Annotated in this window: 19 protein-coding genes; 18 read left to right on the forward strand and 1 reads right to left on the reverse strand. The window is 68.5% G+C overall.

From position 1 onward, the window contains the following. Window positions 1-90: 90 nt before the first annotated feature. The 16 genes from ACYVDG_RS23900 to ACYVDG_RS23975 all read left to right on the forward strand — a co-directional run bounded on the left by ACYVDG_RS23900 (window position 91) and on the right by ACYVDG_RS23975 (window position 19,148). On the forward strand, window positions 91-582 hold the full coding sequence (locus ACYVDG_RS23900; RefSeq protein WP_460757852.1) for a PH domain-containing protein: 492 nt from the start codon (window positions 91-93) through the stop codon (window positions 580-582). A gap of 192 nt (window positions 583-774) precedes the next feature. Then, the gene (locus ACYVDG_RS23905) at window positions 775-2,184 is read left to right on the forward strand and encodes a PH domain-containing protein (protein ID WP_460757823.1); all 1,410 of its coding nucleotides are present in this window, start codon (window positions 775-777) and stop codon (window positions 2,182-2,184) included. A gap of 245 nt (window positions 2,185-2,429) precedes the next feature. Further along, window positions 2,430-2,672 (forward strand): chaplin family protein, encoded by a 243-nt coding sequence (locus tag ACYVDG_RS23910; RefSeq protein WP_460757824.1) that lies wholly within the window; start codon window positions 2,430-2,432, stop codon window positions 2,670-2,672. 513 nt (window positions 2,673-3,185) lie between these two features. Next, complete coding sequence (locus ACYVDG_RS23915) at window positions 3,186-3,344, forward strand: hypothetical protein (RefSeq protein WP_460757825.1); 159 nt, start codon at window positions 3,186-3,188, stop codon at window positions 3,342-3,344. 374 nt (window positions 3,345-3,718) lie between these two features. Next, the gene (locus ACYVDG_RS23920; RefSeq protein WP_460757826.1) at window positions 3,719-4,603 is read left to right on the forward strand and encodes a Rossmann-like and DUF2520 domain-containing protein; all 885 of its coding nucleotides are present in this window, start codon (window positions 3,719-3,721) and stop codon (window positions 4,601-4,603) included. 85 nt (window positions 4,604-4,688) lie between these two features. Next, window positions 4,689-5,567, forward strand: a complete 879-nt coding sequence (gene panC, locus ACYVDG_RS23925) for a pantoate--beta-alanine ligase (RefSeq protein ID WP_460757827.1) — start codon at window positions 4,689-4,691, stop codon at window positions 5,565-5,567. Window positions 5,568-5,647: 80 nt separating this feature from the next. Then, on the forward strand, window positions 5,648-8,239 hold the full coding sequence (locus ACYVDG_RS23930) for an L-aspartate oxidase (RefSeq protein ID WP_460757828.1): 2,592 nt from the start codon (window positions 5,648-5,650) through the stop codon (window positions 8,237-8,239). Between the two features lie 61 nt (window positions 8,240-8,300). Then, the gene (locus ACYVDG_RS23935) at window positions 8,301-9,083 is read left to right on the forward strand and encodes a type III pantothenate kinase (RefSeq protein ID WP_460757829.1); all 783 of its coding nucleotides are present in this window, start codon (window positions 8,301-8,303) and stop codon (window positions 9,081-9,083) included. Between the two features lie 380 nt (window positions 9,084-9,463). Beyond that, window positions 9,464-10,111, forward strand: coding sequence for a hypothetical protein (locus tag ACYVDG_RS23940; RefSeq protein WP_460757830.1), 648 nt, complete (start codon window positions 9,464-9,466; stop codon window positions 10,109-10,111). 99 nt (window positions 10,112-10,210) lie between these two features. Then, window positions 10,211-11,710, forward strand: coding sequence for a bifunctional lysylphosphatidylglycerol synthetase/lysine--tRNA ligase LysX (gene lysX / locus ACYVDG_RS23945; RefSeq protein WP_460757831.1), 1,500 nt, complete (start codon window positions 10,211-10,213; stop codon window positions 11,708-11,710). A gap of 704 nt (window positions 11,711-12,414) precedes the next feature. Further along, a complete protein-coding gene (locus ACYVDG_RS23950) occupies window positions 12,415-12,738 on the forward strand; it encodes a LuxR C-terminal-related transcriptional regulator (RefSeq protein ID WP_460757853.1) in 324 nt (107 codons plus the stop codon). Between the two features lie 124 nt (window positions 12,739-12,862). Further along, complete coding sequence (locus ACYVDG_RS23955; protein WP_460757832.1) at window positions 12,863-13,480, forward strand: amino-acid N-acetyltransferase; 618 nt, start codon at window positions 12,863-12,865, stop codon at window positions 13,478-13,480. A gap of 442 nt (window positions 13,481-13,922) precedes the next feature. After that, window positions 13,923-14,207 carry a hypothetical protein gene (locus tag ACYVDG_RS23960; protein ID WP_460757833.1) on the forward strand — a complete coding sequence of 95 codons (285 nt, stop codon included), beginning with the start codon at window positions 13,923-13,925 and terminating at the stop codon, window positions 14,205-14,207. A gap of 237 nt (window positions 14,208-14,444) precedes the next feature. After that, complete coding sequence (locus ACYVDG_RS23965) at window positions 14,445-14,783, forward strand: histone-like nucleoid-structuring protein Lsr2 (protein WP_460757834.1); 339 nt, start codon at window positions 14,445-14,447, stop codon at window positions 14,781-14,783. A 754-nt stretch (window positions 14,784-15,537) separates the two neighbouring features. Next, complete coding sequence (locus ACYVDG_RS23970) at window positions 15,538-18,042, forward strand: ATP-dependent Clp protease ATP-binding subunit (protein WP_460757835.1); 2,505 nt, start codon at window positions 15,538-15,540, stop codon at window positions 18,040-18,042. A gap of 416 nt (window positions 18,043-18,458) precedes the next feature. Next, the gene (locus ACYVDG_RS23975) at window positions 18,459-19,148 is read left to right on the forward strand and encodes a DUF3105 domain-containing protein (RefSeq protein WP_460757836.1); all 690 of its coding nucleotides are present in this window, start codon (window positions 18,459-18,461) and stop codon (window positions 19,146-19,148) included. Window positions 19,149-19,239: 91 nt separating this feature from the next. Here ACYVDG_RS23975 and ACYVDG_RS23980 read toward each other — a convergent pair whose 3' ends face one another. Continuing rightward, the gene (locus ACYVDG_RS23980; RefSeq protein WP_460757837.1) at window positions 19,240-20,115 is read right to left on the reverse strand and encodes an HhH-GPD family protein; all 876 of its coding nucleotides are present in this window, start codon (window positions 20,113-20,115) and stop codon (window positions 19,240-19,242) included. A 63-nt stretch (window positions 20,116-20,178) separates the two neighbouring features. On the opposite strand from ACYVDG_RS23980, the gene ACYVDG_RS23985 reads away from it, so the two are divergent. Continuing rightward, entirely contained in the window at window positions 20,179-20,943 is a 765-nt protein-coding gene (locus ACYVDG_RS23985) for a hypothetical protein (RefSeq protein ID WP_460757838.1), read from the forward strand. A gap of 121 nt (window positions 20,944-21,064) precedes the next feature. Further along, window positions 21,065-21,427 carry an SSI family serine proteinase inhibitor gene (locus tag ACYVDG_RS23990; RefSeq protein ID WP_460757839.1) on the forward strand — a complete coding sequence of 121 codons (363 nt, stop codon included), beginning with the start codon at window positions 21,065-21,067 and terminating at the stop codon, window positions 21,425-21,427. Window positions 21,428-21,454: the final 27 nt, after the last annotated feature.

A 21,454-nucleotide genomic window follows, 5' to 3' on the forward strand; every position in this document is an offset into this window, starting at 1 on the left:
GGGCTTGCCGGCTGATGGTTGACTGAAGCCGTGGACACCAGTGAACCCATACCACCGCCCGCGACAGGTTCGTCCCGGCCGTCCAGGCCCCTGGACGAGGCTTTCGCCGCGCCCGACGACACCCCCTGGCAGCGCCTCCCGACCGCCCTGGCCTGGTACCGCCGCTTGGTGACGGGTGCCGCGTCCTTGGCCGCAGGGGCGGGAGGGGCGCTCCTGCTCTTCCTGTGGAGCCTGCCTGTCCTCGCCGCCGCCTGGGTGGGCGTCGTGCTGGTGACGGCCGCCGTCCTCTGGTTCTTGGCCGGTCTCTTCCAGCGGTCCTGGGGATACGCGGAGGCGCCCGCGGAGCTCTACCTCACCTACGGGGTGCTGATCCGCCAGCTCGTTGTCGTCCCCTACGGCCGGATGCAGGTCGTGGACGTGACCGCGGACCTACTCGAACAGGCGCTGGGGATCGCGACGGTCCGGGTGCGGACCGCGGCGAGTACCGCGGACACACGGGTGGTCGGGCTCCCACTGGCCGATGCCATCAAGCTGCGCGACCGGCTCGCGGTGCGCAGCGAGAGCTTCTCGACGGGGTTGTAAGTGCAAGGACCGCCAGAACCAGGGCCGCCAGAACCAGGGCGGCCAGAGCCGGGGCAGCAGGAGCCTCCGCCCCAGTCTGCGTGGCAGCCGCCCGGGGCCCAGCCGAGCGGATTCCCGGGGCCCCAACAGTCCGGTCCCCAAGCCCCGCCCCAGCCCCAACCCCCACTCCCACCGCAGGGGTGGAGTCCGGCGATGGTGCCGCCCCACCGGGGGCCGGGGGTACAGCCCCCTCCGCCCCCGCCGCTGCCGAAGCCTGAGGACGACGTGACCTCGGGGGTCTTCCGTGCACACTGGCTGATCGTTCCGCTCCAGATCCTCGCGGTGACCTTGGTGTTCGTGGCGCTGGTGGGGCCCATCCTGACCCAGTTCGGGTTCGCCTGGGTGCTCGTCCTCGCCGTGGCCGTGGTGTTCGGATCCCTCGCTTACGCTCTGCCGGCCTGGTGGTTCGGCACCTTCGGGCTGCGTGGAGACCATCTGGTGGTGCACAGCGGGCTGTTGCTGCGCAGCTCGCGGGAGATCCCGCTGAGCCGTCTCCAAGCCGTGGACGTGGTCCGACCGCTGCTCATGCAGGTGTTCGGCCTGGCGGAACTGCGCGTGGAGCTGGCGGGCGGCGACGGGAGCGCCATCCGCTTGCGCTGCGTGCCCTGGGAGGTGGCCGAGAAACTGAGGGTCGCGGTGCTGGCGCACGCGGCCGGGCTGCCGGGGCGCGCTCCCGAAGCCCCGGAGTGGCCGTTCTACCGGCTCCCCTTCGCGCTGCTCCTCGGCGCGCTGACCTTCCGGGTGCCGGTGCTGTTGGCCCTGATCGTGCTGCTCCTGTTGGCCACCGCGTTCGTGGCGTTCCTGGAACCGGGGGTCCTGGGCGGGGCCATCCCGCTGATCCTGGGCCTGCTGCGCTACTACTGGGGCCCGCTGGCCCGCTACACGGACTTCTACGCGTCGCTCTCCTCGGACGGGGTGCGGCTGCGCTACGGGATGTTCCAGCGCCGCATGCAGACCGTCCCGCCCGGCCGCGTGCAGGCCGTGCGCGTGGTGGAGCCGCTGCTGTGGCGCGCGCTGGGCGTAGCCCGGGTGGAGGCGACCGTCGCCGGTTACGCGGGGGCCCGCCAGGGCGACTCAGCGGACCTGCTGCCGGTCGTGCCACGGCGCAAGGCGTTCGCGCTGGTGAACGAGATGTTCCCGGACAGTGATGCGGCACACGTCCCGCTGGTGGTCAACCGGGAGATGCTGTCGAACGCGGCGGGTGTCGACGCCCGGTTGTTCGTGAGCGTACGCGGGATCTTCTGCCGGGTGACGGAGATCGTTCCGGTCGAACGGATGCAGGTGCTGCGGCTGTCGTCGGGGCCGCTCTCCCAGCTGAGGGACTGGGCCACAGTGCACGTGGAGACACCCCCGGGACCGGTGGCGGCACGGGCCGCCGACCGTGAGGCGGTCGAGGGGCGCAGATTCATGGACGCCTTGCTGGAGTACGGAAGAAGGGCCCGAGTGCCCACGGCGGGGACGGAACGGTGGGCGACCCGGGCAACCATGCACGGAGACGCGGCTGCTGAGCGGGGGAGTGCGGAGGAACCGGAAGAAGGCTCGGGCGACACTCCCGAGCAGTGAATGTGGCGTGTGTCACATTGCGGGGCTCAAGTGGTTCCAGTTACGGGTTTCATGTCCGACATGTCTGCTCACTGATGGTGATACCTCCTGGTCAGGTCCGCAAAACGGTTCCGTGTTTTGGTCACGGGCGGCGACCGAGTATGGCTAAATGGTGGTCGAACACGATGAGTGTTCACTGTCATACACATCGTCAACGTTTTCGACCGGTTGGCGCCCCCCGCCTACCGGTCTGACGGGAGAAATTCATGCTGAAGAAGACCCTCGCCGCCACGGCCATCGCCGCTGCCGCTGGCAGCGTCCTGTTCGCCGGCGCTCCTGCCATGGCCAACAGCAACGTCTTCACCTCCGGCAACGGCGGCATCCTGAGCGGTAACCAGGCCGTGGTGGACGTCGACGCGCCGATCAACGTCTGCGGCAACTCCGTCGCCGTCCTGGGCATCTCCGGTGCCAACTGCACCGACTCCGGTGCCAGCGTGAAGAACTGGTAACAACCCGGATTTCGGCCCGGCCGGGCCGGGGGTGTCCAGTCGGAGACGTCCCGACTGAACCGAGCCGGACGGGTCAGCGAGCTTTCTGCTCAGGGGCGCCATTCCGTGACGACGGGATGGCGCCCTTGCGTGTGCCCTGGGCCCGCCGCGCTCCGGATTCGTTGCGGCCCGGCTCGAGCGCACTCCGAGCCTGAGTGTGCTCTATGCCTGAGTGTGTCCGGATGTCTGGTTAGGGGCTCACTCGGAACCCGTTTTGGCGGCGGGCAACAACCCCGGATGGCGGTGACGCTGCGCGCACGGGCGCAGCGGCGAAGTCCCTCCCTTTGTCCCGTTGGGCCCGGGAAAGTCTGCTAACCATGGTGAACATCAGTGGATGTCCTGTGATCAATGCAGCTCAAGGCATGTTCTTGGGGCTTGTGTGCCAGTAGCTTCTTTCTCGGCGCCCCCAAGGTGCCACGGAAGGAACACTGCGAGTCCGGCCGGCCCCCCGCCCGGACACAGAAGGAGAAAGTAGTGCTGAAGAAGGCGTTCGCCGCCGGTGCGGTGGTTCGCACCTCCGCCGGGATCCCCCTCTCCGCCGCGCCGGCGGCGGCGCACGCCGGTGCCTGGACCTCCGGCAACGGCTCCAACGCCAGTGGGAACATCGCCTATTTGACTTCCTCCCTCTCCTGAAGTGAGAGGGATTCCGACCAGACCGGGGTCTGGTGGCGCTGTCCGCCTCGCGGCGGCAGCAGGTTCCTGCTTCGCAGACATGGCTACCCAGAGGTCTAGGCAGGCTGGCACGGTTCACCGTAAACGGGCGTCATCATCCAGAACTAAGACCCGGTCGGACGCCCCGCCCAGCAGGCGGTGAGGGCGCGGCCGATGGAACACAGGCGGGGGTGGGCGACGGCGCCCATCCCCGTCCGCGTGTCCGAAACCCCGCCACGCGCCCAGGGTCCTACCGCGGCCCGGGGCGGCAGGTCACCGCTGGGGGAGGGCTATCGTGTGCTCAGAGGACGGTGCGCGTGTAACGGAGGCACCGGCAGCACGAGGGGACACGGAACATGGAGACGACAGTGGGGCACCCCGCCCGCCTGCGCGTCGGCGTCATCGGGGCCGGCCGGGTCGGCTCCGTCCTCGGTGTCGCCCTGGCACGGGCCGGCCACAAGGTCGTGGCGGCCTCCGCGGTCTCCGACGCATCGGTGGTCCGTGTGGAGGAGCGACTGCCCAGCGCACGGATCCTCGAACCCGCTCAGGTGGCCGAAGCCAGCGACCTCGTCCTGCTCACCGTGCCAGACGACGCCCTTCCGGATCTCGTCGAAGGGCTCGCGGCCACCGGTACCGACCTCCGAGGCAAGCTCCTCGTCCACGCCAGCGGCGCCCTCGGCCACGCGGTGCTCGCCCCCGCCACCGTCGTCGGGGCCCTTCCCCTGGCACTGCACCCCGCCATGACCTTCACGGGCCGGGACGAGGACGTGGACCGCCTCGCCAACTGCGCCTTCGGAGTGACCGCGCCCGACCAGCTCCGTCCCATCGCCGAGGCCCTCGTGGTCGAGATGGGCGCGGAGCCGGTGTGGATCGCCGAGGACAAGCGCACGCTCTACCACGCGGCCCTCGCCGGGGGCGCGAACCACTTGGTCACCCTCGTCGCGGACAGCGCGTCCCTGCTCAGCGAGGCGGGGGTGCCGGAGCCCGGCCGTCTGCTCGCGCCCATGCTCAGCGCCGCCTTGGACAACGCCCTGCGCCTGGGGATCCACGGGCTCAGCGGCCCCGTCCTGCGCGGCGACTCCGGCACCGTCGCCGGACACATAGAGCAGTTGCGCGAGAACGCCCCCGAGAGCGTGGCCAGCTACGTGGAACTCGCGCGGCTCACCGCCGACCGCGCCATCAATGCCGGAATGCTCAAACCCGAGGACGCCGCGCGCCTGCTCGACGTCCTCCGGCGCTGAACCCGACCGGGAACCACCCGCGCGTCGCACCCGGTCCGCGCCCGCCGCCGTGCGCGGACACAGCACACCACAACGGGAATGATCGATGACCGAACCCACTCCGCAGCGACCCGCCGCCGATGGCCCCCTCATCGTCCGCACCCCCGAGGAACTGCGCCACGTCCTCCACACGGCGGGCACCGTTGGCCTGGTCCCCACGATGGGCGCCCTCCACGGGGGACACCGCACCCTCATCAGGGCCGCGCGAGAGCGTGCCGAGACCGTGGTGGTCAGCGTCTTCGTCAACCCCCTCCAGTTCGGCCCTGACGAGGACCTCGACCGCTACCCTCGCGACCTGCCCGCGGACACCGAAATGTGCGCCGCGGAGCGCGTGGACGTCGTCTTCGCCCCAGAGACCGACACCATGTACCCCTCCCCGCAGATGGTCACCGTCGAAGCCGGGGCCATGGGCGAACGCTTGGAGGGCGCCTTCCGCCCCGGGCACTTCACCGGCGTTCTCACCGTCGTGGCCAAGCTCTTCAACCTGGTCCGCCCGGACTTCGCCGTGTTCGGGGCCAAGGACGCCCAACAGATCGCCCTCGTCCGACGCATGGTCGCCGACCTCAACTTCCCCGTGGACATCGTCGGCATCCCCACCCTGCGCGACTCCGACGGTCTGGCCTCCTCCAGCCGCAACGCCTACCTGTCAGAAGCGGAGCGGGCCAGCGCGCTCTCCCTGTCCCGGGCGCTGCGCGCTGGCGCCGACGCCGCGCCGTCGGGGCCGAAGGCCGTGCGCGAGGCCGCGCTCGCCGTCCTGGACGACGTGGCCAAGGCCGACCCGCCCGTCGAACCCGACTACCTGGCCCTGGTCGACCCGGCCACCTTCGCGGAGGCCGCGGACGACCACCGAGGCGACGCCGTCCTGGCCGTGGCAGCCCGGGTGGGCACCACCCGACTCATCGACAACGTGTCGGTGACCCTGTAACTCCGGCCCCGGCGCGTCAGTACCGGCCCACCCTGCCCGTCCGACCCCTCCCAGCGGCTACGCGCGAAAGAGACCCACAGATGAGTTCTGTCAGACAGACCCGGCTCGAGGCACCGCGACCCGGGTGGACCGTCCACGCGGACGTCGCGGTGATCGGCTCGGGCATCGCGGGCCTCAGCACCGCGCTGCGCTACGTCCAGCGCACAGCGTCGGGCCGGGTCGTCCTCGTCACCAAAGACCGGCTGTCCACCGGCTCCACCGCCTACGCCCAGGGCGGCATCGCCGCTGCCATGGCCCCCGAGGACGGGCCGGTCGCCCACATGGTCGACACGCTCCTGGCCGGAGCCGGCCTGTGCGACGCCCGCGCGGTGAACGTGCTCGCCACGGAAGGGCCCGACGCGCTGCGCTGGCTCATCGGCCTCGGCGCAGAGTTCGACCGCGACGCCTCGGGGGAGCTCTCCCTGACCCGGGAGGGCGGTCACCGCGCCGACCGGGTGGCCCACGCGGGGGGCGACGCCACCGGAGTCGAGATTCAGCGGGCCCTCGTGGCGGCGATCCTCGCTGAGGAACGGATCGAGGTCGTAGAGCACGCCGTGGCCCTGGACGCCCTGCGCGACGATGCTACGGGTGAGGTGCGCGGCGCCACCCTGCACGTCATGGGCGAAGGTGAGCGGGACGGCGTCGGCGCGGTCCTGGCCCCCGCCGTGGTGCTGGCCACAGGCGGGATGGGCCAGGTGTTCGCCGCCACCACCAATCCGCCCGTCTCCACCGGTGACGGACTTGCCTTGGCGGCCCGCGCCGGGGCCCGCCTCCGCGACTTGGAGTTCATCCAGTTCCACCCGACCGTCCTCTGGCTCGGTCCGGAGGCGCGGGGCCGCCAACCCCTCATCTCAGAGGCGCTGCGCGGTGAGGGAGCTTACGTCGTCGACGCCGCGGGACATCGGATCATGGAGGGTGTGCACGAGCTCGGCGATCTCGCGCCCCGCGACGTCGTGGCCCGCACCATCGCCCGAACGATGGCCGAGCAGGGGACCGACCACGTGTACTTGGAGACCCGCCACTTCGGTCGCGACACTTGGGAACACCGCTTCCCGACCATCCTCGCGTCCTGCCGCGCCCACGGCATCGACCCGCTCGTCGAGACCATCCCGGTCGCACCGGCGGCCCACTACGCCTCGGGCGGAGTGGAGGTCGACATCGACGGGCGCACCGGCGTGCCGGGGCTGTGGGCCGTGGGCGAGGTCGCGCGCACCGGTGTGCACGGGGCCAACCGCCTGGCCTCGAACTCCCTCCTGGAAGGCCTGGTCTACGCTGATCGGATCGCCGCCCGCATCGCGGCGGAGCAGGAGCGCCCTTCGGGCTCGGCGGAGCCCACGGGGTCGACCATGCACCTGGCCGGTCCAGCCACGGCCACCGCGGTGCGCGCCCTGATGTCCCGCTCCGCCGGGGTGCTGCGCACCGGCGAAGACCTGGCTGAACTCGTCACCCGGCTCGATGCGCTGGCTGCCCCGGACGGGCCGGAGGCCCCCGACGTTGCCGCCTGGGAGGCCACCAACCTGCTCACCGTGGCCCGGCTCGTGGCGGCCGCGGCGCTGCACCGCACCGAAAGCCGCGGCTCGCACCAGCGCGCCGACGCACCCGAACCCAGACCCGAGCTGCGCGTTCGGCCCGTGGTCGTCCGACTGGAAGAGGACACGATCGTGACCACCGACGAGACCGCCCAGCCTGCTCTCCCGCCCGCCCTCGTGGCCGAACTCGACGCCATCGCGTTCCCCCTCGCGGGACCGAACCCCTCACCCGAAGCGCGCGCCGAGTTCACCCTTCCCTGGACTGCACCGCACGAGTCCCACGTGGACACCGTCCGAAGGGCACTCGCGGAGGACCTCACGGCGGGATCCCGCATCGACGTCACGACCGTGGCGACCATCCCCGCGGAACAGGTCCGCACCGCCCACGTGGTCGCCCGGGCCGACGGCACCGTCAGCGGCCTGCCCATCGCCGAACTCGTCTTCTGGATGGTCGCCGACGGTGCGCTGGAGGCCTCCAGATCGGCGGACGACGGTGACGCGGTCAAGCGCGGCGACGTGCTCATGACCGTGACCGCACGCACCCGTGACCTGCTCACCGCGGAACGCACGGCGCTCAACCTGCTCACCCACATGTCCGGGATCGCCACCGCCACCCGCACTTGGGTGGACACCGTGGTCGGCACCGGTGCCCGTATTCGGGACAGCCGAAAGACCGCCCCGGGGCTGCGTGCCCTCGACAAATACGCGGTCCGCTGCGGCGGCGGAGTGAACCACCGGTACAGCCTCAGCGACGCCGGGCTCATCAAGGACAACCACGTGGTCGCCGCCGGCGGGGTGGGCGCGGCGGTCCGCACCATCCGTGAGCGATTCCCGGATCTGCCACTGGAGGTCGAGGTGGACCGGCTGGACCAGATCGAGGAAGCCCTGGCCGCGGGGGCCGAGGAGATCCTGCTGGACAATTTCACCGTGGCCCAGCTCGCCGAGGCGGTGGCCCTGGTCGACGGGCGCGCCCGCCTGGAATCCAGCGGCGGCCTCTCGCTCGACGTCGCGGCCGGTGTGGCCCGGACCGGGGTCGACTACCTGGCCGTCGGTGCCCTGACCCATTCCAGTCCGGCACTGGATATCGCACTCGACCTGTTGTGAGAGGGCCACTTGGTGGAAGATTCCTTTGGTACACACCATTTCGACCAGTGAGGCCCCCAGAATGCTGCTCGCGCTCGACGTCGGTAACTCCGAGACGGTCTTCGGGCTCTTCGAAGCCGACGACCTTCTCGAACACTGGCGTGTGGGGACCGATACCAGGCGCACCGCGGACGAATGGGCCGTGGTCCTGCGCGGACTCATCGACGGGAGTTCACTGAGCAAGCTGGAAGAGATCGACGGTATCGCGATGTGCTGCTCGGTCCCCTCGGTGCAGCACGAGATGCGGGACATGTTCCGCCGCCACTTCGGCGACCTGCCCGCGGTGATCGTCGAACCGGGTGTGAAGACCGGTGTGCCCATCCGGATGGACAACCCCAAGGAGGTGGGCAGCGACCGCATCATCAACGCGCTGGCCGCCAGCCACCTCTATGGCGGCCCCAGCGTGGTGGTGGACTTCGGGACCGCGACCACGTTCGACGCGGTCAGCGCCAAGGGGGAGTACGTGGGCGGCGCCATCGCACCGGGCATCGACATCTCGGTGGACGCGCTGTCCCAGCGGGGCGCCCAGCTGCACATGGTGGAGATCGTGAAACCCCGCGCCGCCATAGCCAAGAACACAACCGAGGCGCTGCGTTCGGGGATCGTCTACGGTTTCGCCGGACAGGTCGACGGCATCGTGGACCGGATGGTCGCCGAGCTCACCGAGAACCCCGACGACGCGACGGTGGTGGCCACCGGGGGATTGGCCTCGACGGTGGTGGGTGAGTGCGAGACCATCGACGTCCACGAACCCTGGCTCACCCTGACCGGACTCCGCTTGGTCTTCGACCGCAACGCGGGCTGACCCGCGGCGGGTCCACGGGGTTGCGGCCACTGTCGGCCAGGCGTTCCCGCAGGTGAATGACGTCTTTCGATGCGGGCCTGTGAGAAGCTGTCCCGGGCCCTGAGCCTCTCCCGAACCCTCTCCCGATGAAAGGCCCTGGTACACGCATGTCCTACCCCCAGCCCCCCGGCGGACCAGGCGGGTATGGCGACCCAGGGCAGGGCTCCCCAGGCCACCACCAGCACGGCCATCCGGGTCCTCCCGGCCCGCAGGGCCACGGCTGGCAAGGGGCCGGTCCGCAGAAGCCGGGCCAGTACGCAGGACACCCGGGCCAGCACAGTGCCGGTGGTGGCAAGAAGTCCAATGCTCCCCTGTTCCTCGCGCTGGGCGGTTGTGGCTGCTTGGCGGCGGTCGTCGTAGTGGTCGTACTGCTCGTCTTCGTCGGGCCCATGCTGGGCCTCCGGCCGCTGCTGGGCGGCTCCGAACCCGCCGACCCCGCACCGCGCCCCACTTCGGATGCGGCGGAAGAGGAGCCGGTCTACGGAGAGGGGCACACCTTCGACGACCTGGGCCTGCCGCCCCTGGCCCAACCCGACGGCACCGAATACGACTGTGCTGAGTACGACGACCCTTTCGCCGACCTGGGGCCCCGGGGGTACGAAGCGTCCACCACGAGCGATTGCCGTTGGGAGACCACCGACAAGAGTGCCAGGGACTGGGAGCACGGTGACGAGCGCCGGAGGCTGAGCATCCGTGTCCAGGACGGGGTTGGCGACGTCGCTTCCAGGTACAACACAGGCCTGGACCGCGAAGCTGAGGATCACACCCTCTACGAGGTCGATCTCGGTGAGCACGGCTACGCCTACTGGGAACAGCCGGTCACCGCACTGGGACTGACGGTTGTCTTCACCGACGGCGCCTCCATTGTCACTGTCGCCTTGGACGGCAGTGAGTGGGACCTGTCGGGCGAGCACGCTGACCAGGTGGGCTCTACCGAAGATGAGCTGCTGGAGGAGACGGCCGAGATCCTCGACATCATGCACGGCTGACATCGGGGACGCGGGGGTGACGGGCGTGCAGCTTCTTCCGTTCGGTCCGCCCGACGGACCGGTTCGGCCAATGACCCCGGCGCCGGTAGGATCGGCCCCGTGAATCACGCACACGACGACTACGACGACCTGCCCGAACAGATGCGGGTCCGGCGACAGAAGCTGGACCGTCTTCGGGAGGAGGGCACCGATCCCTTCCCCGTGACCTACCCGCGGACGACGTCGATCGGCCCCGTGCGTGAGAAACACCAGGGCCTCGAGCCCGACACCCACACCGGGGCCACGGTCGCCATCGCCGGCCGCGTCATGCTCTACCGCTCCGGCGGCAAGCTGTGCTTCGCGACCCTGCGCGACGAGACCGGGGACGTGCAGATCATGCTGTCCCTGGACCAGGTCGGCAAGGAGCGCCTCGACGCCTGGAAGGCCGATGTCGACCTCGGCGACCACGTGGGTGTGACGGGTGAGGTCATCACCTCCCGTCGCGGCGAGCTGTCGATCATGGTGAGCGACTGGACACTGACGGCCAAGTGCCTGCGCCCGCTCCCGGAGAAGCACAAGGGGCTGACCGACCCCGAGGCGCGCGTGCGCCAGCGCTACGTGGACCTCATCGTCAACCCCGAGTCGCAGCAGATGGTGCGCCGCCGCTCGGCCGCCATCCGGGCGATCCGGGATGGACTGGGCACCCGCGACTTCATCGAGGTCGAGACCCCGATGCTGATGCGCGTGCACGGAGGTGCCACGGCCCGTCCGTTCACCACGCACATCAACGCCTACGACATGGACCTGTACCTGCGCATCGCGCCGGAGCTGTCCCTCAAGCGGCTGGTTGTGGGCGGCCTGGAGAAGGTCTTCGAGATCAACCGGAACTTCCGGAACGAGGGTGCGGACTCCACGCACAACCCCGAGTTCACGATGCTGGAGTTCTACCAGGCCTACGCGGACTACAGCGACATGGCGCGGGTGACCCGTGAGCTCCTCCAGGACGCCGCCCGCGCTGTCTTCGGCACCACCACCATCGAGCGCGACGGCCAGACCTTCGACCTGGGCGGGGAGTGGCCGCGGGTCACCCTGTACGGGGTGGTCTCCGAGGCCTTGGACGCCGAGGTCACCACGGCGACGCCGGTCGAGGAGGTCCGTCGCCTGGCCGAGGCCAAGGGTGTCGAGTACAGCCACGACTGGGGCCAGGGCAAGCTCGTCGAGCACGTCTTCGAGGAGCTGGTGGAACACACGATCGTCCAGCCCACGTTCGTGTGCGACTTCCCGGTCGAGACCAGCCCGCTCACCCGTCAGCACCGTGAGGACCCGCTGCTCACTGAGAAGTGGGATCTGATCGGCTTCGGCATGGAGCTCGGCACGGGCTACTCGGAGCTGGTCGACCCGGTCGAGCAGCGCCGTCGCCTGACCGAGCAGTCTCTGATGGCCGCGGAGGGCGATCCAGAGGCGATGCAGCTCGACGAGGACTTCCTGCGCGCGCTGGAGTACGGCATGCCGCCCAGCGGTGGCGTGGGGGTCGGTATCGACCGCATGCTCATGGCCTTCACGGGCAAGAACATTCGGGAAACTGTGCTTTTCCCGATCGTGAAGCCCTCTGGGGACTAGCAGGGACACCTTGGGCCCCGGTTGGGGCAAAAGAGGAAAGGGCGAATCCCGATAGTGGGATGACCGAAAGGCCAACACGGGGCCGCCGCACTCGAGGTGCGGCGGCCCCGATGTGTACGCGTCCCACCTGCGGGGATGAGGCTGAGTGCGCGAGTCGCTGCTCACCTGACGGGCACAGGGGGCAAGCTCCCGGTCAGGGGTGGGTATTTCCGGAGTCAGAGCGGAGTTTTTCCGTTGGGAGATCGGCTACGGATCTCGCCACTTTGTTGAAGGTTGTTTACGCAGGTCAGGGCATGAGGAAAATTTTCCAGCCAGTGAACATGTCACTCACGGGTATTTGGCAACCACACATGGTGATTTATGGGGTCTTGACGGTACCATCCCCGCCGCCTAGCGTGCTGAGGGCGGGCTTTGGTCCGCGAGTTTGCCGAAGTGGATCGAGAACAACGGTGAGCAGGGGTTCGGGTCAAGGAAGGCCCGTGAAACTCCGCACACGCGCCCCTCGATGCGGTCTGTCCGTCCCAGACCGCAGCAGTCAGGGGTGTGTGTCCTGTGCTCCCCACATACTCCCACCCCTGTGCCAGAGGGGTTCCGGGAGCGTGTCGGGTGTGCCGGGACTCACCCGCGCCGACAGCCAGTCGGGTGCGCTTGATCAGTCGGTGACGAGTTGATGTTCCGCACTCACATAGATGAGGGAGGACGGAGTGGAACAGGCCACACTCGTACGACCTACCGTTGAGGACCAGAACACCCTCTCGGCGCGAGAGCACCGGGAGAACGTGGTCCCCCTGCAGGCGCGCTCGCGTGAGCACGCGCTCAACGGCGCCTACCCGCCGGTGGAACTGAGTCACGAGGAGCTGGAGCTGCTCGCCGAGATTGCCACCGGTGTCACCACCGAGGTGGCCGCCCGGCACCTCGAACTCAGTGCCAGGACCCTGCGTCGTCGCATTCGCAACATCTGCGACGTCCTGGGAGTGAACACACCCATCGAAGCGGTCGTGTGGGCCGCTAGGCGTCAGCTCATCTGACCTGACACCACCCGGCTCTGCCGGGAGACACCGCGGGCATACCGGCCCAGGGCGCAGCGCGTTCCCGACCACCGGATGAAGAGCGTTCCGGCGGGAGGCCGCGTGGGCGTAGTCTGGTCTGGCTATGCCCGTTCGTCATGTTCGGATCCGTCGCGCCAAAACGCGCGACGTCACCCAGATCCGCCGCCTCGTCGACACCTACTCCGTCGACCGCCGTGTGCTCTCCAAGAGCACGGTCAACCTTTACGAGGACATCCAGGAATTCTGGGTGGCTGAGGCGGAGAACGGCCCTGAGACGCCGAACGGCGCTGATGCGCAGGGCGGTGCCGATGGCCCTGAAGGGGCGCCGACGCCCGCCGCGGGCGAGCGCCACGTGGTCGGCTGCGGGGCCCTGCACGTCCTTTGGGAGGATCTCGCGGAGGTGCGCACCGTCGCGGTGGATCCCTCATTGCGTGGTTTCGGGGTTGGTCACCGAATCGTGACCGAACTCCTCGACACGGCTCGCGAGTTGGGAGTGCGCCGTGTGTTCTGTCTGACATTCGAGACCGGTTTCTTCGCCAAACACGGCTTTGCCCCGATCCAGGGCACACCCGTCTCCTTCCGGGTCTACGAGGAACTACTGCGTTCCTATGACGAGGGCGTGGCCGAATTCCTCGACCTTGAGCGGGTCAAGCCCAACACCCTGGGGAACACCCGGATGCTTGTGCACCTCGAGGGTGACACCGGAGGCACTCTCGGCTAAAGGATTTGGGTTCCGGATAGGACGGGCTTCCCCTAAGTGTCCGATCGGTCCGTCTGATCCACCAGTCGCCGTAGGCGCTTAACTGCACCGGGTGGTATGGGAGTGGAACGAGGCAGGTAATGTATACCTGCGTCCGTCCAGACCCATCGTTCCAAGTGACGTTGAGACGTTGAGGGCCGTGATTTCGGGATCGGGTGACTACCCGATCGGTGCCGTGTCCCCGGCCCGTGCGGCACTGGAACAGACGACCGGGCATTGGTCGCCAACAGGCTTTGCCGGGACGTCTTCGGTACGTGGGGTGTCAAACCGGGGGCAAACGATGTCTATGATGTCTGGTATGCGTTTGCCCGGGTGTACCGGAGCGCCATCCCCCAGGACTGGCCCGACACTGAGTCGGGTATTTGCTGCAATAAGTAACAACCGGGAAGGGTAGGCCGCTTCGATGGGTGACTTTTTGTCATCAGTGCTTCCCCCTGGACTGATCGACGTATTGTCCGCGCTCATCCCGCCTGTGGTTGTCGGGTCCGTCTTCTGCGCCTTCGTGATCGCCCTGCTCCGCAAGGAGATGGCACCGCGTCGGATGGACGGAAGCCTGGTCAGCGGTGAGGACACCGAGGAGACCGAGGACACCGTTGGCGACAAGGGTGTCACCAAGGCCGAGGAGGCCGAGGGGTCGAACGAGACGTTGATTGAGGGCAGGGAACGTACCGAATCCGACGGACGTTAGATACGGTGCCGGTCTGATCCCGGTGCCAGAGCGCCCCAGTGCGGGGATGAACGTGTGTGCGGGCTACTCGCCGCCCCCGCGCAGATCCGGCGACCCCGAATCCCGGCCTGCCGGATCCGGATCCCGTCTCACCGGATCCGGGTGATTTGTGGCACGCCGGGAATTGTCTTTCGCGTTCTCGCGAGATAGCTTTATATTCAGGTGTGGAGACACCGCTCTTCTGAAAGGTTTGATTCCATGGCACAGAAGGTCCAGGTTTTCCTGGTCGACGACCTCGACGGCGGCGAGGCCGAGGAGACGGTGACGTTCGGTCTCGATGGATCGACGTACGAAATCGACCTCAGCGCGGGTAATGCCGGCAAGCTCCGTGAGGCCCTTGCTCCGTTCGTCGACGCCTCCCGTAAGGCCCCGACGAAGCAGACTCGCGGCGGTGCTCGGCGTGGAAGCCGTAATGCTCCCAGCCGTGAGCGCAGTGCCGAGATTCGTGCGTGGGCAAAGGCCGCTGGGAAGCCCGTCAATGAGCGTGGCCGTATCCCCGCCGCCATCGTCGCCGAATATGAGGCCATCAAGGGTTAGGTTTGCCACTGCCCCCGGTCGGCCGAAATGTTGTCAGGTCTTGATCGAATTTCGACCCGCTTCCGTCTGGTCGTCCCGAACCCGAACATCCCGAGGGCCGGTTGGGGCCGGATGTCCCCGGAACACGGGGCATCCGCGACAACCGGAAACCCGTGACACGGGGATCAAGGGGATATCGGGGACGCTGAGCCCGGCGGGGCCGGATCACAGCATGGGGCCGGGGGAGTGCGAACCGGCGCGACGCCCTCTGCGCCGTTCCAGACGGCGAAGGGCGTTCCGGCCCGGTGGTGCTCGCGGCCGCCGTCGCCGTGGCTTCCGTGATGCGCCACGGGGAGGAGCTGCCACGCGGGGTGCCCAGTGCGCCTGCGGCGGTTCGAGCAATTTCTGCTTGAAGAACAACACGTCTTCGGCTTGTTCGCTAAGAGCCGATTATCCGGCTTGCGCACGTGCGGCCCGGGCACTCTCATGATGGATGGGAGTGCCCGGGCCGTTCGCCTTCGGCGTACAGGGAAATCTGACGCGGCAATTGGTAGTTGGATGTTGGGTGAACGCCCTATCGTCGGGGAAAGTCTCTGGCACGGACGGCTGCGGTCGGCCGTGCGGGAGATGTTCGGCCCGGTCGGCAACGGCTGACGGGGTTGGACGGGTGCGACAGTGCTCCCCGGGGCGGTTATCCCTGTGGGGCCGATATGCGGAAGAGTTGGGTCGGAAAGAGCCGTCCCTGCCTGACCGCTCTGTAGAGGAGCGACGAGACATGTTCGAGAGGTTTACCGACCGCGCGCGGCGAGTGGTGGTTCTGGCCCAGGAAGAGGCCAGGATGCTCAACCACAACTACATCGGTACGGAGCACATCCTGCTCGGCCTCATCCACGAGGGTGAGGGTGTCGCCGCCAAGGCCCTGGAGAGTCTTGGTATCAGCCTCGAAGCGGTTCGGCAGCAGGTTGAGGAAATCATCGGCCAGGGCCAGCAGGCGCCGTCGGGGCACATTCCCTTCACCCCGCGCGCCAAGAAGGTCCTTGAGCTGTCGCTGCGCGAGGCGCTGCAGCTCGGTCACAACTACATCGGTACCGAGCACATTCTCTTGGGTCTGATCCGCGAGGGCGAGGGCGTTGCCGCCCAGGTCCTCGTGAAACTGGGCGCGGACCTCAACCGCGTCCGCCAGCAGGTCATCCAGCTACTGCACGGGTACCAGGGCAAGGAGCCGCAGGCCACCGGTGCCTCCTCCGAGTCGACCCCCTCCACCTCGCTGGTGCTGGACCAGTTCGGCCGCAACCTGACGCAGGCCGCGCGCGAATCCAAGCTTGACCCGGTCATCGGCCGGGACAAGGAGATCGAGCGCGTCATGCAGGTGCTCTCGCGGCGTACCAAGAACAACCCGGTGCTGATCGGTGAGCCCGGTGTGGGTAAGACCGCCGTGGTCGAGGGCCTGGCGCAGAAGATCGTGAAGCAGGAGATCCCGGAGACGCTCAAGGACAAGCAGCTGTACACGCTTGACCTCGGTGCGCTGGTCGCCGGCAGCCGGTACCGCGGTGACTTCGAGGAGCGCCTCAAGAAGGTGCTCAAGGAGATCCGCACCCGCGGCGACATCATCCTCTTCATCGACGAGCTGCACACGCTCGTCGGCGCGGGGGCGGCGGAAGGTGCCATAGACGCCGCTTCCATCCTGAAGCCCATGCTGGCCCGGGGTGAGCTGCAGACCATCGGCGCCACCACGCTCGACGAGTACCGCAAGTACCTCGAGAAGGACGCCGCGCTGGAGCGCCGTTTCCAGCCGATCCAGGTGGACGAGCCGACGGTCACGCACGCCGTCGAGATCCTCAAGGGCCTGCGCGACCGCTACGAGGCCCACCACCGGGTCTCGATCACGGACAGCGGGCTCGTCGCCGCCGCCCAGCTGGCCGACCGCTACATCAGCGACCGGTTCCTGCCGGACAAGGCGATCGACCTCATCGACGAGGCCGGTTCCCGGATGCGCATCCGCCGGATGACCGCTCCGCCGGACCTGCGCGAATTCGACGAGAAGATCTCCGGTGTGCGCCGGGACAAGGAATCGGCCATCGACGAGCAGGACTTCGAGAAGGCCGCGTCCCTGCGCGACGACGAGAAGCAGCTGCTCAACAAGAAGGCGCAGCGGGAGAAGGAGTGGAAGGCCGGCGACATGGACGTCGTGGCCGAGGTCGATGAGGAACTCATCGCCGAGGTCCTTGCCGCCTCCACCGGTATCCCGGTCTTCAAGCTGACCGAGGAGGAGAGCTCCCGCCTGCTGCGCATGGAGGACGAGCTGCACCGCCGGGTCATCGGCCAGGAGGACGCCATCAAGGCGCTCTCGCAAGCCATCCGCCGTACCCGAGCCGGCCTGAAGGACCCCAAGCGTCCCGGTGGTTCGTTCATCTTCGCCGGTCCGTCCGGTGTGGGTAAGACGGAGCTGTCCAAGACCCTCGCCGAGTTCCTCTTCGGGGACGAGGAAGCGCTGATCCAGCTCGACATGTCCGAGTTCATGGAGAAGCACACGGTCTCGCGGCTGTTCGGTTCGCCCCCCGGCTACGTCGGCTACGAGGAGGGCGGCCAGCTCACCGAGAAGGTGCGCCGCAAGCCGTTCTCCGTGGTCCTCTTCGACGAGATCGAGAAGGCCCACAGCGACATCTTCAACTCCCTGCTCCAAGTGCTGGAGGAGGGTCGTCTCACCGACGCCCAGGGTCGCAACATCGACTTCAAGAACACGGTCATCATCATGACGACCAACCTGGGCACGCGGGACATCTCCAAGGGCCAGGCCATGGGTTTCGCCAAGGAGGACGACGCCAACACCAACTACGAGCGGATGAAGGCCAAGGTCAGCGAGGAGCTCAAGACCAACTTCCGGCCGGAGTTCCTCAACCGTGTGGACGACATCATCGTCTTCCACCAGCTGACCGAGAGCGAGATCTTCCAGATCGTGGATCTGATGGTCACCAGCCTGGACGGTCGCTTGAAGGAACGGGACATGGGCATCGAGCTCCGCCCGAAGGCGAAGCAGATCCTCTCCGAGCGCGGGTTCGACCCCGTCCTGGGTGCGCGGCCGCTGCGTCGCACCATCCAGCGGGAGATCGAGGACCAGCTGTCCGAGAAGATCCTGTTCGGCGACCTCAAGGCCGGCCAGATCGTCGTGATCGACGCCGAGGGCCAGGGCACCGACGCCAAGTTCACCTTCAAGGGTGTGCCGAAGCCCGATTCGGTGCCGGACACCCCGGAGGTGGAGTCCGCGGGCAAGGGCGAGTAACGACGCTGAACGGCGGCTCTGCCGTCGCGAGTGTGGCGGGGGCATCCCTTCGGGGGTGCCCCCGTTCGTGTTGCCGGGGGAGTGCAGAAGGGCTCGGGGACGCTAAAGTGCCGTCCGTGGTCTATCCAAATGATCCCCGTGAAGGCGGACCGCAGCCGCCTCAGGGGCCTCCCCCCAGTACCCCGGCGCCCCCGCATGGCCCTCCCGGGGCGCACGGCGCGCCTCAGGGGCCGCACGGCCAGTATCCGCCCCAGGGCCAGCCGCACGGCCAGTACCCTCCCCAGGGGCCTCCTCCGCCCGGTGAGGGCTACCCGCCCCAAGGCCCGGCCTGGGGTCCGGGGCAACCGCCGCAGGGGCCGTACGGTGAGCCGTGGCAGCCGGGGCCCGAACCGAAGCGCCGCTCCGCCCTGCCTTGGGTGCTCGGCGGCGGGGCCGCGGCGCTCGTCCTGGTGGCCGGGGTGGTCGGTGTCGTGTTCCTGACCGGTGACGGGGGGAGCGCCGGTTCCGACCTCGAAGGACTGGAGACCTTCGAGGGCGTGACAAAGGACCACGTGGACCCTGGGACCACCGTCGACTACGACCAGCACCCGCCCGCGGGCGGGGACCATTACGCCGTCTGGCAGGACTGCGGGGTCTACGACGAGCCGGTGGTGTCCGAGGCTGCCGTCCATTCGCAGGAGCACGGTGCCGTGTGGATCACTTACGATCCGGCACTCGGTGCGGCCGAGGTCGGGGATCTGGACGGTTACTACGAACCGGGCTCTTACGTGATCGTCAGCCCGATGGAAGACCTGCCCGCACCCGTGGTCGCCTCGGCCTGGGGCGCTCAGATCCAGCTGGAAGGTGCGGACGACGAACGCCTGGACGCGTTCCTCCGCGAGTACGAGCGCAGCGAGGACGTCCCGGAGCCCGGGGGCCCGTGCAGCGGCTCCTTCGGAGGAACGCAGGCGGAGTTCGAGGAGGGCGGCGCCGAGGGCGCTGACGATCTCCCCGATGTCGAGATCCCCGACATCGAGGTCCCTGACGTCGAGGTCCCCGATTTCGACCCTGAGGATTTCGATTTCGACCCGGAGGACCTCGAGCCGGAGTTCGAACCGGAGAACTAGGGCCGCGTTTTTGAAGGCGGGCGGGTGGTCCCCGCGCTTATGGGCCGCATGGCCGAGAGCCGGGCGACCCCGGCGGTGCAGAGCCGCGGTGTCAGCCCGGCAGCGCGTAGCGGCCGTCGTCCAGGGGGTCCACCAGGCCGTCGGAGACCAGGGCGTCCAAGGCCCGCTCCCGTTGGACGTGGTCGTCCCAGACCGCGTCCAGGTCCCCCTTGACCACGGGTTCGGTGGAAGCACGGAGCACCGCGAGGAGCTTGCCGCGCACTTGCCGGTCGGTTCCCGCATAGGTCTGCCCGCGGCGTGGCGGCCCGTCGTAGGCGGGTTTCCCAGCGAGCTTCCAGGCGCACTGCCCCGCGATGGGGCAGTCCGCGCAGCGCGGGGCGCGGGCGGTGCACACCAAGGCGCCCAGCTCCATCACGGCCACGCCCCAGCGGGCCGCAACGGAGGCTGTCGGAGGCAGGAGCGACTCCGCGAGTGCGGACTCGGCCTTGGTCTGGGTTTTCGGCGGGTACTCGACCCCGGTTTCGGCCCGGGCCAGGACGCGTCGCACGTTGGTGTCCAAAATGGCGTGCCGGTGGCCGTAGGCGAAGCTGGCCACCGCCGCCGCGGTGTACGAACCGATCCCCGGGAGCGCGAGCAGGGTCGCGTGGTCGTCCGGGACCTCGCCGTCGTGCTCCTCAGTGATGGCGACCGCGCACGCGTGCAGGCGCAGGGCGCGGCGCGGATAGCCCAGCCGGTTCCACATCCGGACCGCCTCGCCTGAGGGCTCTTTGGCCAGGTGGGCGGGGGTGGGCCAGCGTTCCATCCAGGCCTCCCACGCGGGGAGTACCCGGACCACGGGGGTCTGCTGGAGCATGATCTCGCTGACCAGGACGGACCAGGGAGTGGCGCTCGGAGCGCGCCAGGGCAGGTCTCGGGCGTTGGTCTCGTACCACGCTAGAACCGGGGTGCTGTAAGGGTTATCGCTCATCTTTAACGGGAAATCGGCGGGTTGAGTAGGTGAGTGGCAGGCAAAACCGCAATACTACGGCCCATGGCGTCAAGTACCGGACACCCAGCCCCCGTCAGCCGCGACACGTATTGGAAGCGACGGGCCTTCGTGTTGGCCGGTGTGATGCTGTTGCTCGCGCTGATCACGTATATGTGCCGCCCGTCTGGTGAGGAGGGTGAGCCGTCGAACTCGCAGGCCGGTATGGAGGAGCCGGAGTCCTCTCCCAGTGTCCCAGCCGAGGAGCCCTCCGAGCCCGAAACCGGGGAACCGGAGGACGACCCGTCCGAGGAGGACGAGGGCGAGGACGAGGACGACGACGAGGCCGATGAGGACGAGGCCGAGAACTCCGAGGACGGCGATTCCGACGAGGGTTCGGCCGACGTTCCGGCTCCCGAGCGCCCCGAAGACACCTGCCGCCCCGACGACGTCGTCGTCACCTTCGAGCTGGCCGACAGCGACCGCGAGGTCTACGACGGCGGCTCGAGCCCCGAGTTCAAGGTGACCGTGGTCAACATCGCCGAGCAGACCTGCACCGTGGACGTCGGCCCCGAGGCCATGGAGCTGCGCCTGCACTCCGGTGACGACCGGGTCTACTCCACCGCGGACTGCGTGGAGGGAGGCGCCACGGAGGAGCGACAGCTCAGTCAGGGACGCCCCCACGAGTACACCCTGACCTGGGAGCGGGACCGCTCCTTCACCGACTGCCGCGACAGCAGTGCTAAGGCCCAGGCCGGCTGGTACACGGCCAACCTGCACGGCGACCACGTCGGCAGTGTCGACCAGATCGTCCTCCAACTCCAGAACTGACCCGGACCCCGGGCGGTGTTCGCGCCGCGCGGGGTTCCTTTCGCGCAAACTCCACGACTCTTCGTCGTCGAGTGATTACCATAAGTTGCGAATCTGATTCCACAGTTGTTGGAGTGAACGCATGAGGAACATCCTCACCTGTGCCGCGGCCACCGCGGTCGCCCTGTCCCTGGCCGCCCCGGTACACGCCTACGCGGAGAGTGCCCACTACACGCTCCGGGTCGTCGACGAGACCACAGGGGAGAGCTCGTTGGCCGCGCTGGAGTGCGACCCGGCCGGTGGCACCCACCCCCGAGCGGAGGAGGCCTGCGAGGCGATCGAGGAGGCCGGCGGATCCATCGCCGAGGTCGACTTCTCCGGTGCCCCCTGCACGATGATCTACCAGCCGGTCACGGTCACCTCGACCGGTGACGAGGAGTACGAGGAGACCTTCGGCAACGCCTGTGTCCTGGACACCACCAAGGGCGCGGTCTTCGACTTCTAGGGAGATCGACCGCAGCCCATGGCCCCT

Source organism: Nocardiopsis oceani (genome assembly GCF_054777395.1).

What these genes read in the sequence shown, in the direction of transcription:
- ACYVDG_RS23905 (WP_460757823.1), top strand. Translation starts at nt 775, where the DNA reads ATGGTGCCGCCCCACCGGGGGCCGGGGGTACAGCCCCCTCCGCCCCCG.
- ACYVDG_RS23910 (WP_460757824.1), top strand. Translation starts at nt 2,430, where the DNA reads ATGCTGAAGAAGACCCTCGCCGCCACGGCCATCGCCGCTGCCGCTGGC.
- ACYVDG_RS23920 (WP_460757826.1), top strand. Translation starts at nt 3,719, where the DNA reads ATGGAGACGACAGTGGGGCACCCCGCCCGCCTGCGCGTCGGCGTCATC.
- panC (WP_460757827.1), top strand. Translation starts at nt 4,689, where the DNA reads ATGACCGAACCCACTCCGCAGCGACCCGCCGCCGATGGCCCCCTCATC.
- ACYVDG_RS23930 (WP_460757828.1), top strand. Translation starts at nt 5,648, where the DNA reads ATGAGTTCTGTCAGACAGACCCGGCTCGAGGCACCGCGACCCGGGTGG.
- ACYVDG_RS23935 (WP_460757829.1), top strand. Translation starts at nt 8,301, where the DNA reads ATGCTGCTCGCGCTCGACGTCGGTAACTCCGAGACGGTCTTCGGGCTC.
- ACYVDG_RS23955 (WP_460757832.1), top strand. Translation starts at nt 12,863, where the DNA reads ATGCCCGTTCGTCATGTTCGGATCCGTCGCGCCAAAACGCGCGACGTC.
- ACYVDG_RS23960 (WP_460757833.1), top strand. Translation starts at nt 13,923, where the DNA reads ATGGGTGACTTTTTGTCATCAGTGCTTCCCCCTGGACTGATCGACGTA.
- ACYVDG_RS23965 (WP_460757834.1), top strand. Translation starts at nt 14,445, where the DNA reads ATGGCACAGAAGGTCCAGGTTTTCCTGGTCGACGACCTCGACGGCGGC.
- ACYVDG_RS23970 (WP_460757835.1), top strand. Translation starts at nt 15,538, where the DNA reads ATGTTCGAGAGGTTTACCGACCGCGCGCGGCGAGTGGTGGTTCTGGCC.
- ACYVDG_RS23980 (WP_460757837.1), bottom strand. Translation starts at nt 20,115, where the DNA reads ATGAGCGATAACCCTTACAGCACCCCGGTTCTAGCGTGGTACGAGACC.
- ACYVDG_RS23985 (WP_460757838.1), top strand. Translation starts at nt 20,179, where the DNA reads ATGGCGTCAAGTACCGGACACCCAGCCCCCGTCAGCCGCGACACGTAT.
- ACYVDG_RS23990 (WP_460757839.1), top strand. Translation starts at nt 21,065, where the DNA reads ATGAGGAACATCCTCACCTGTGCCGCGGCCACCGCGGTCGCCCTGTCC.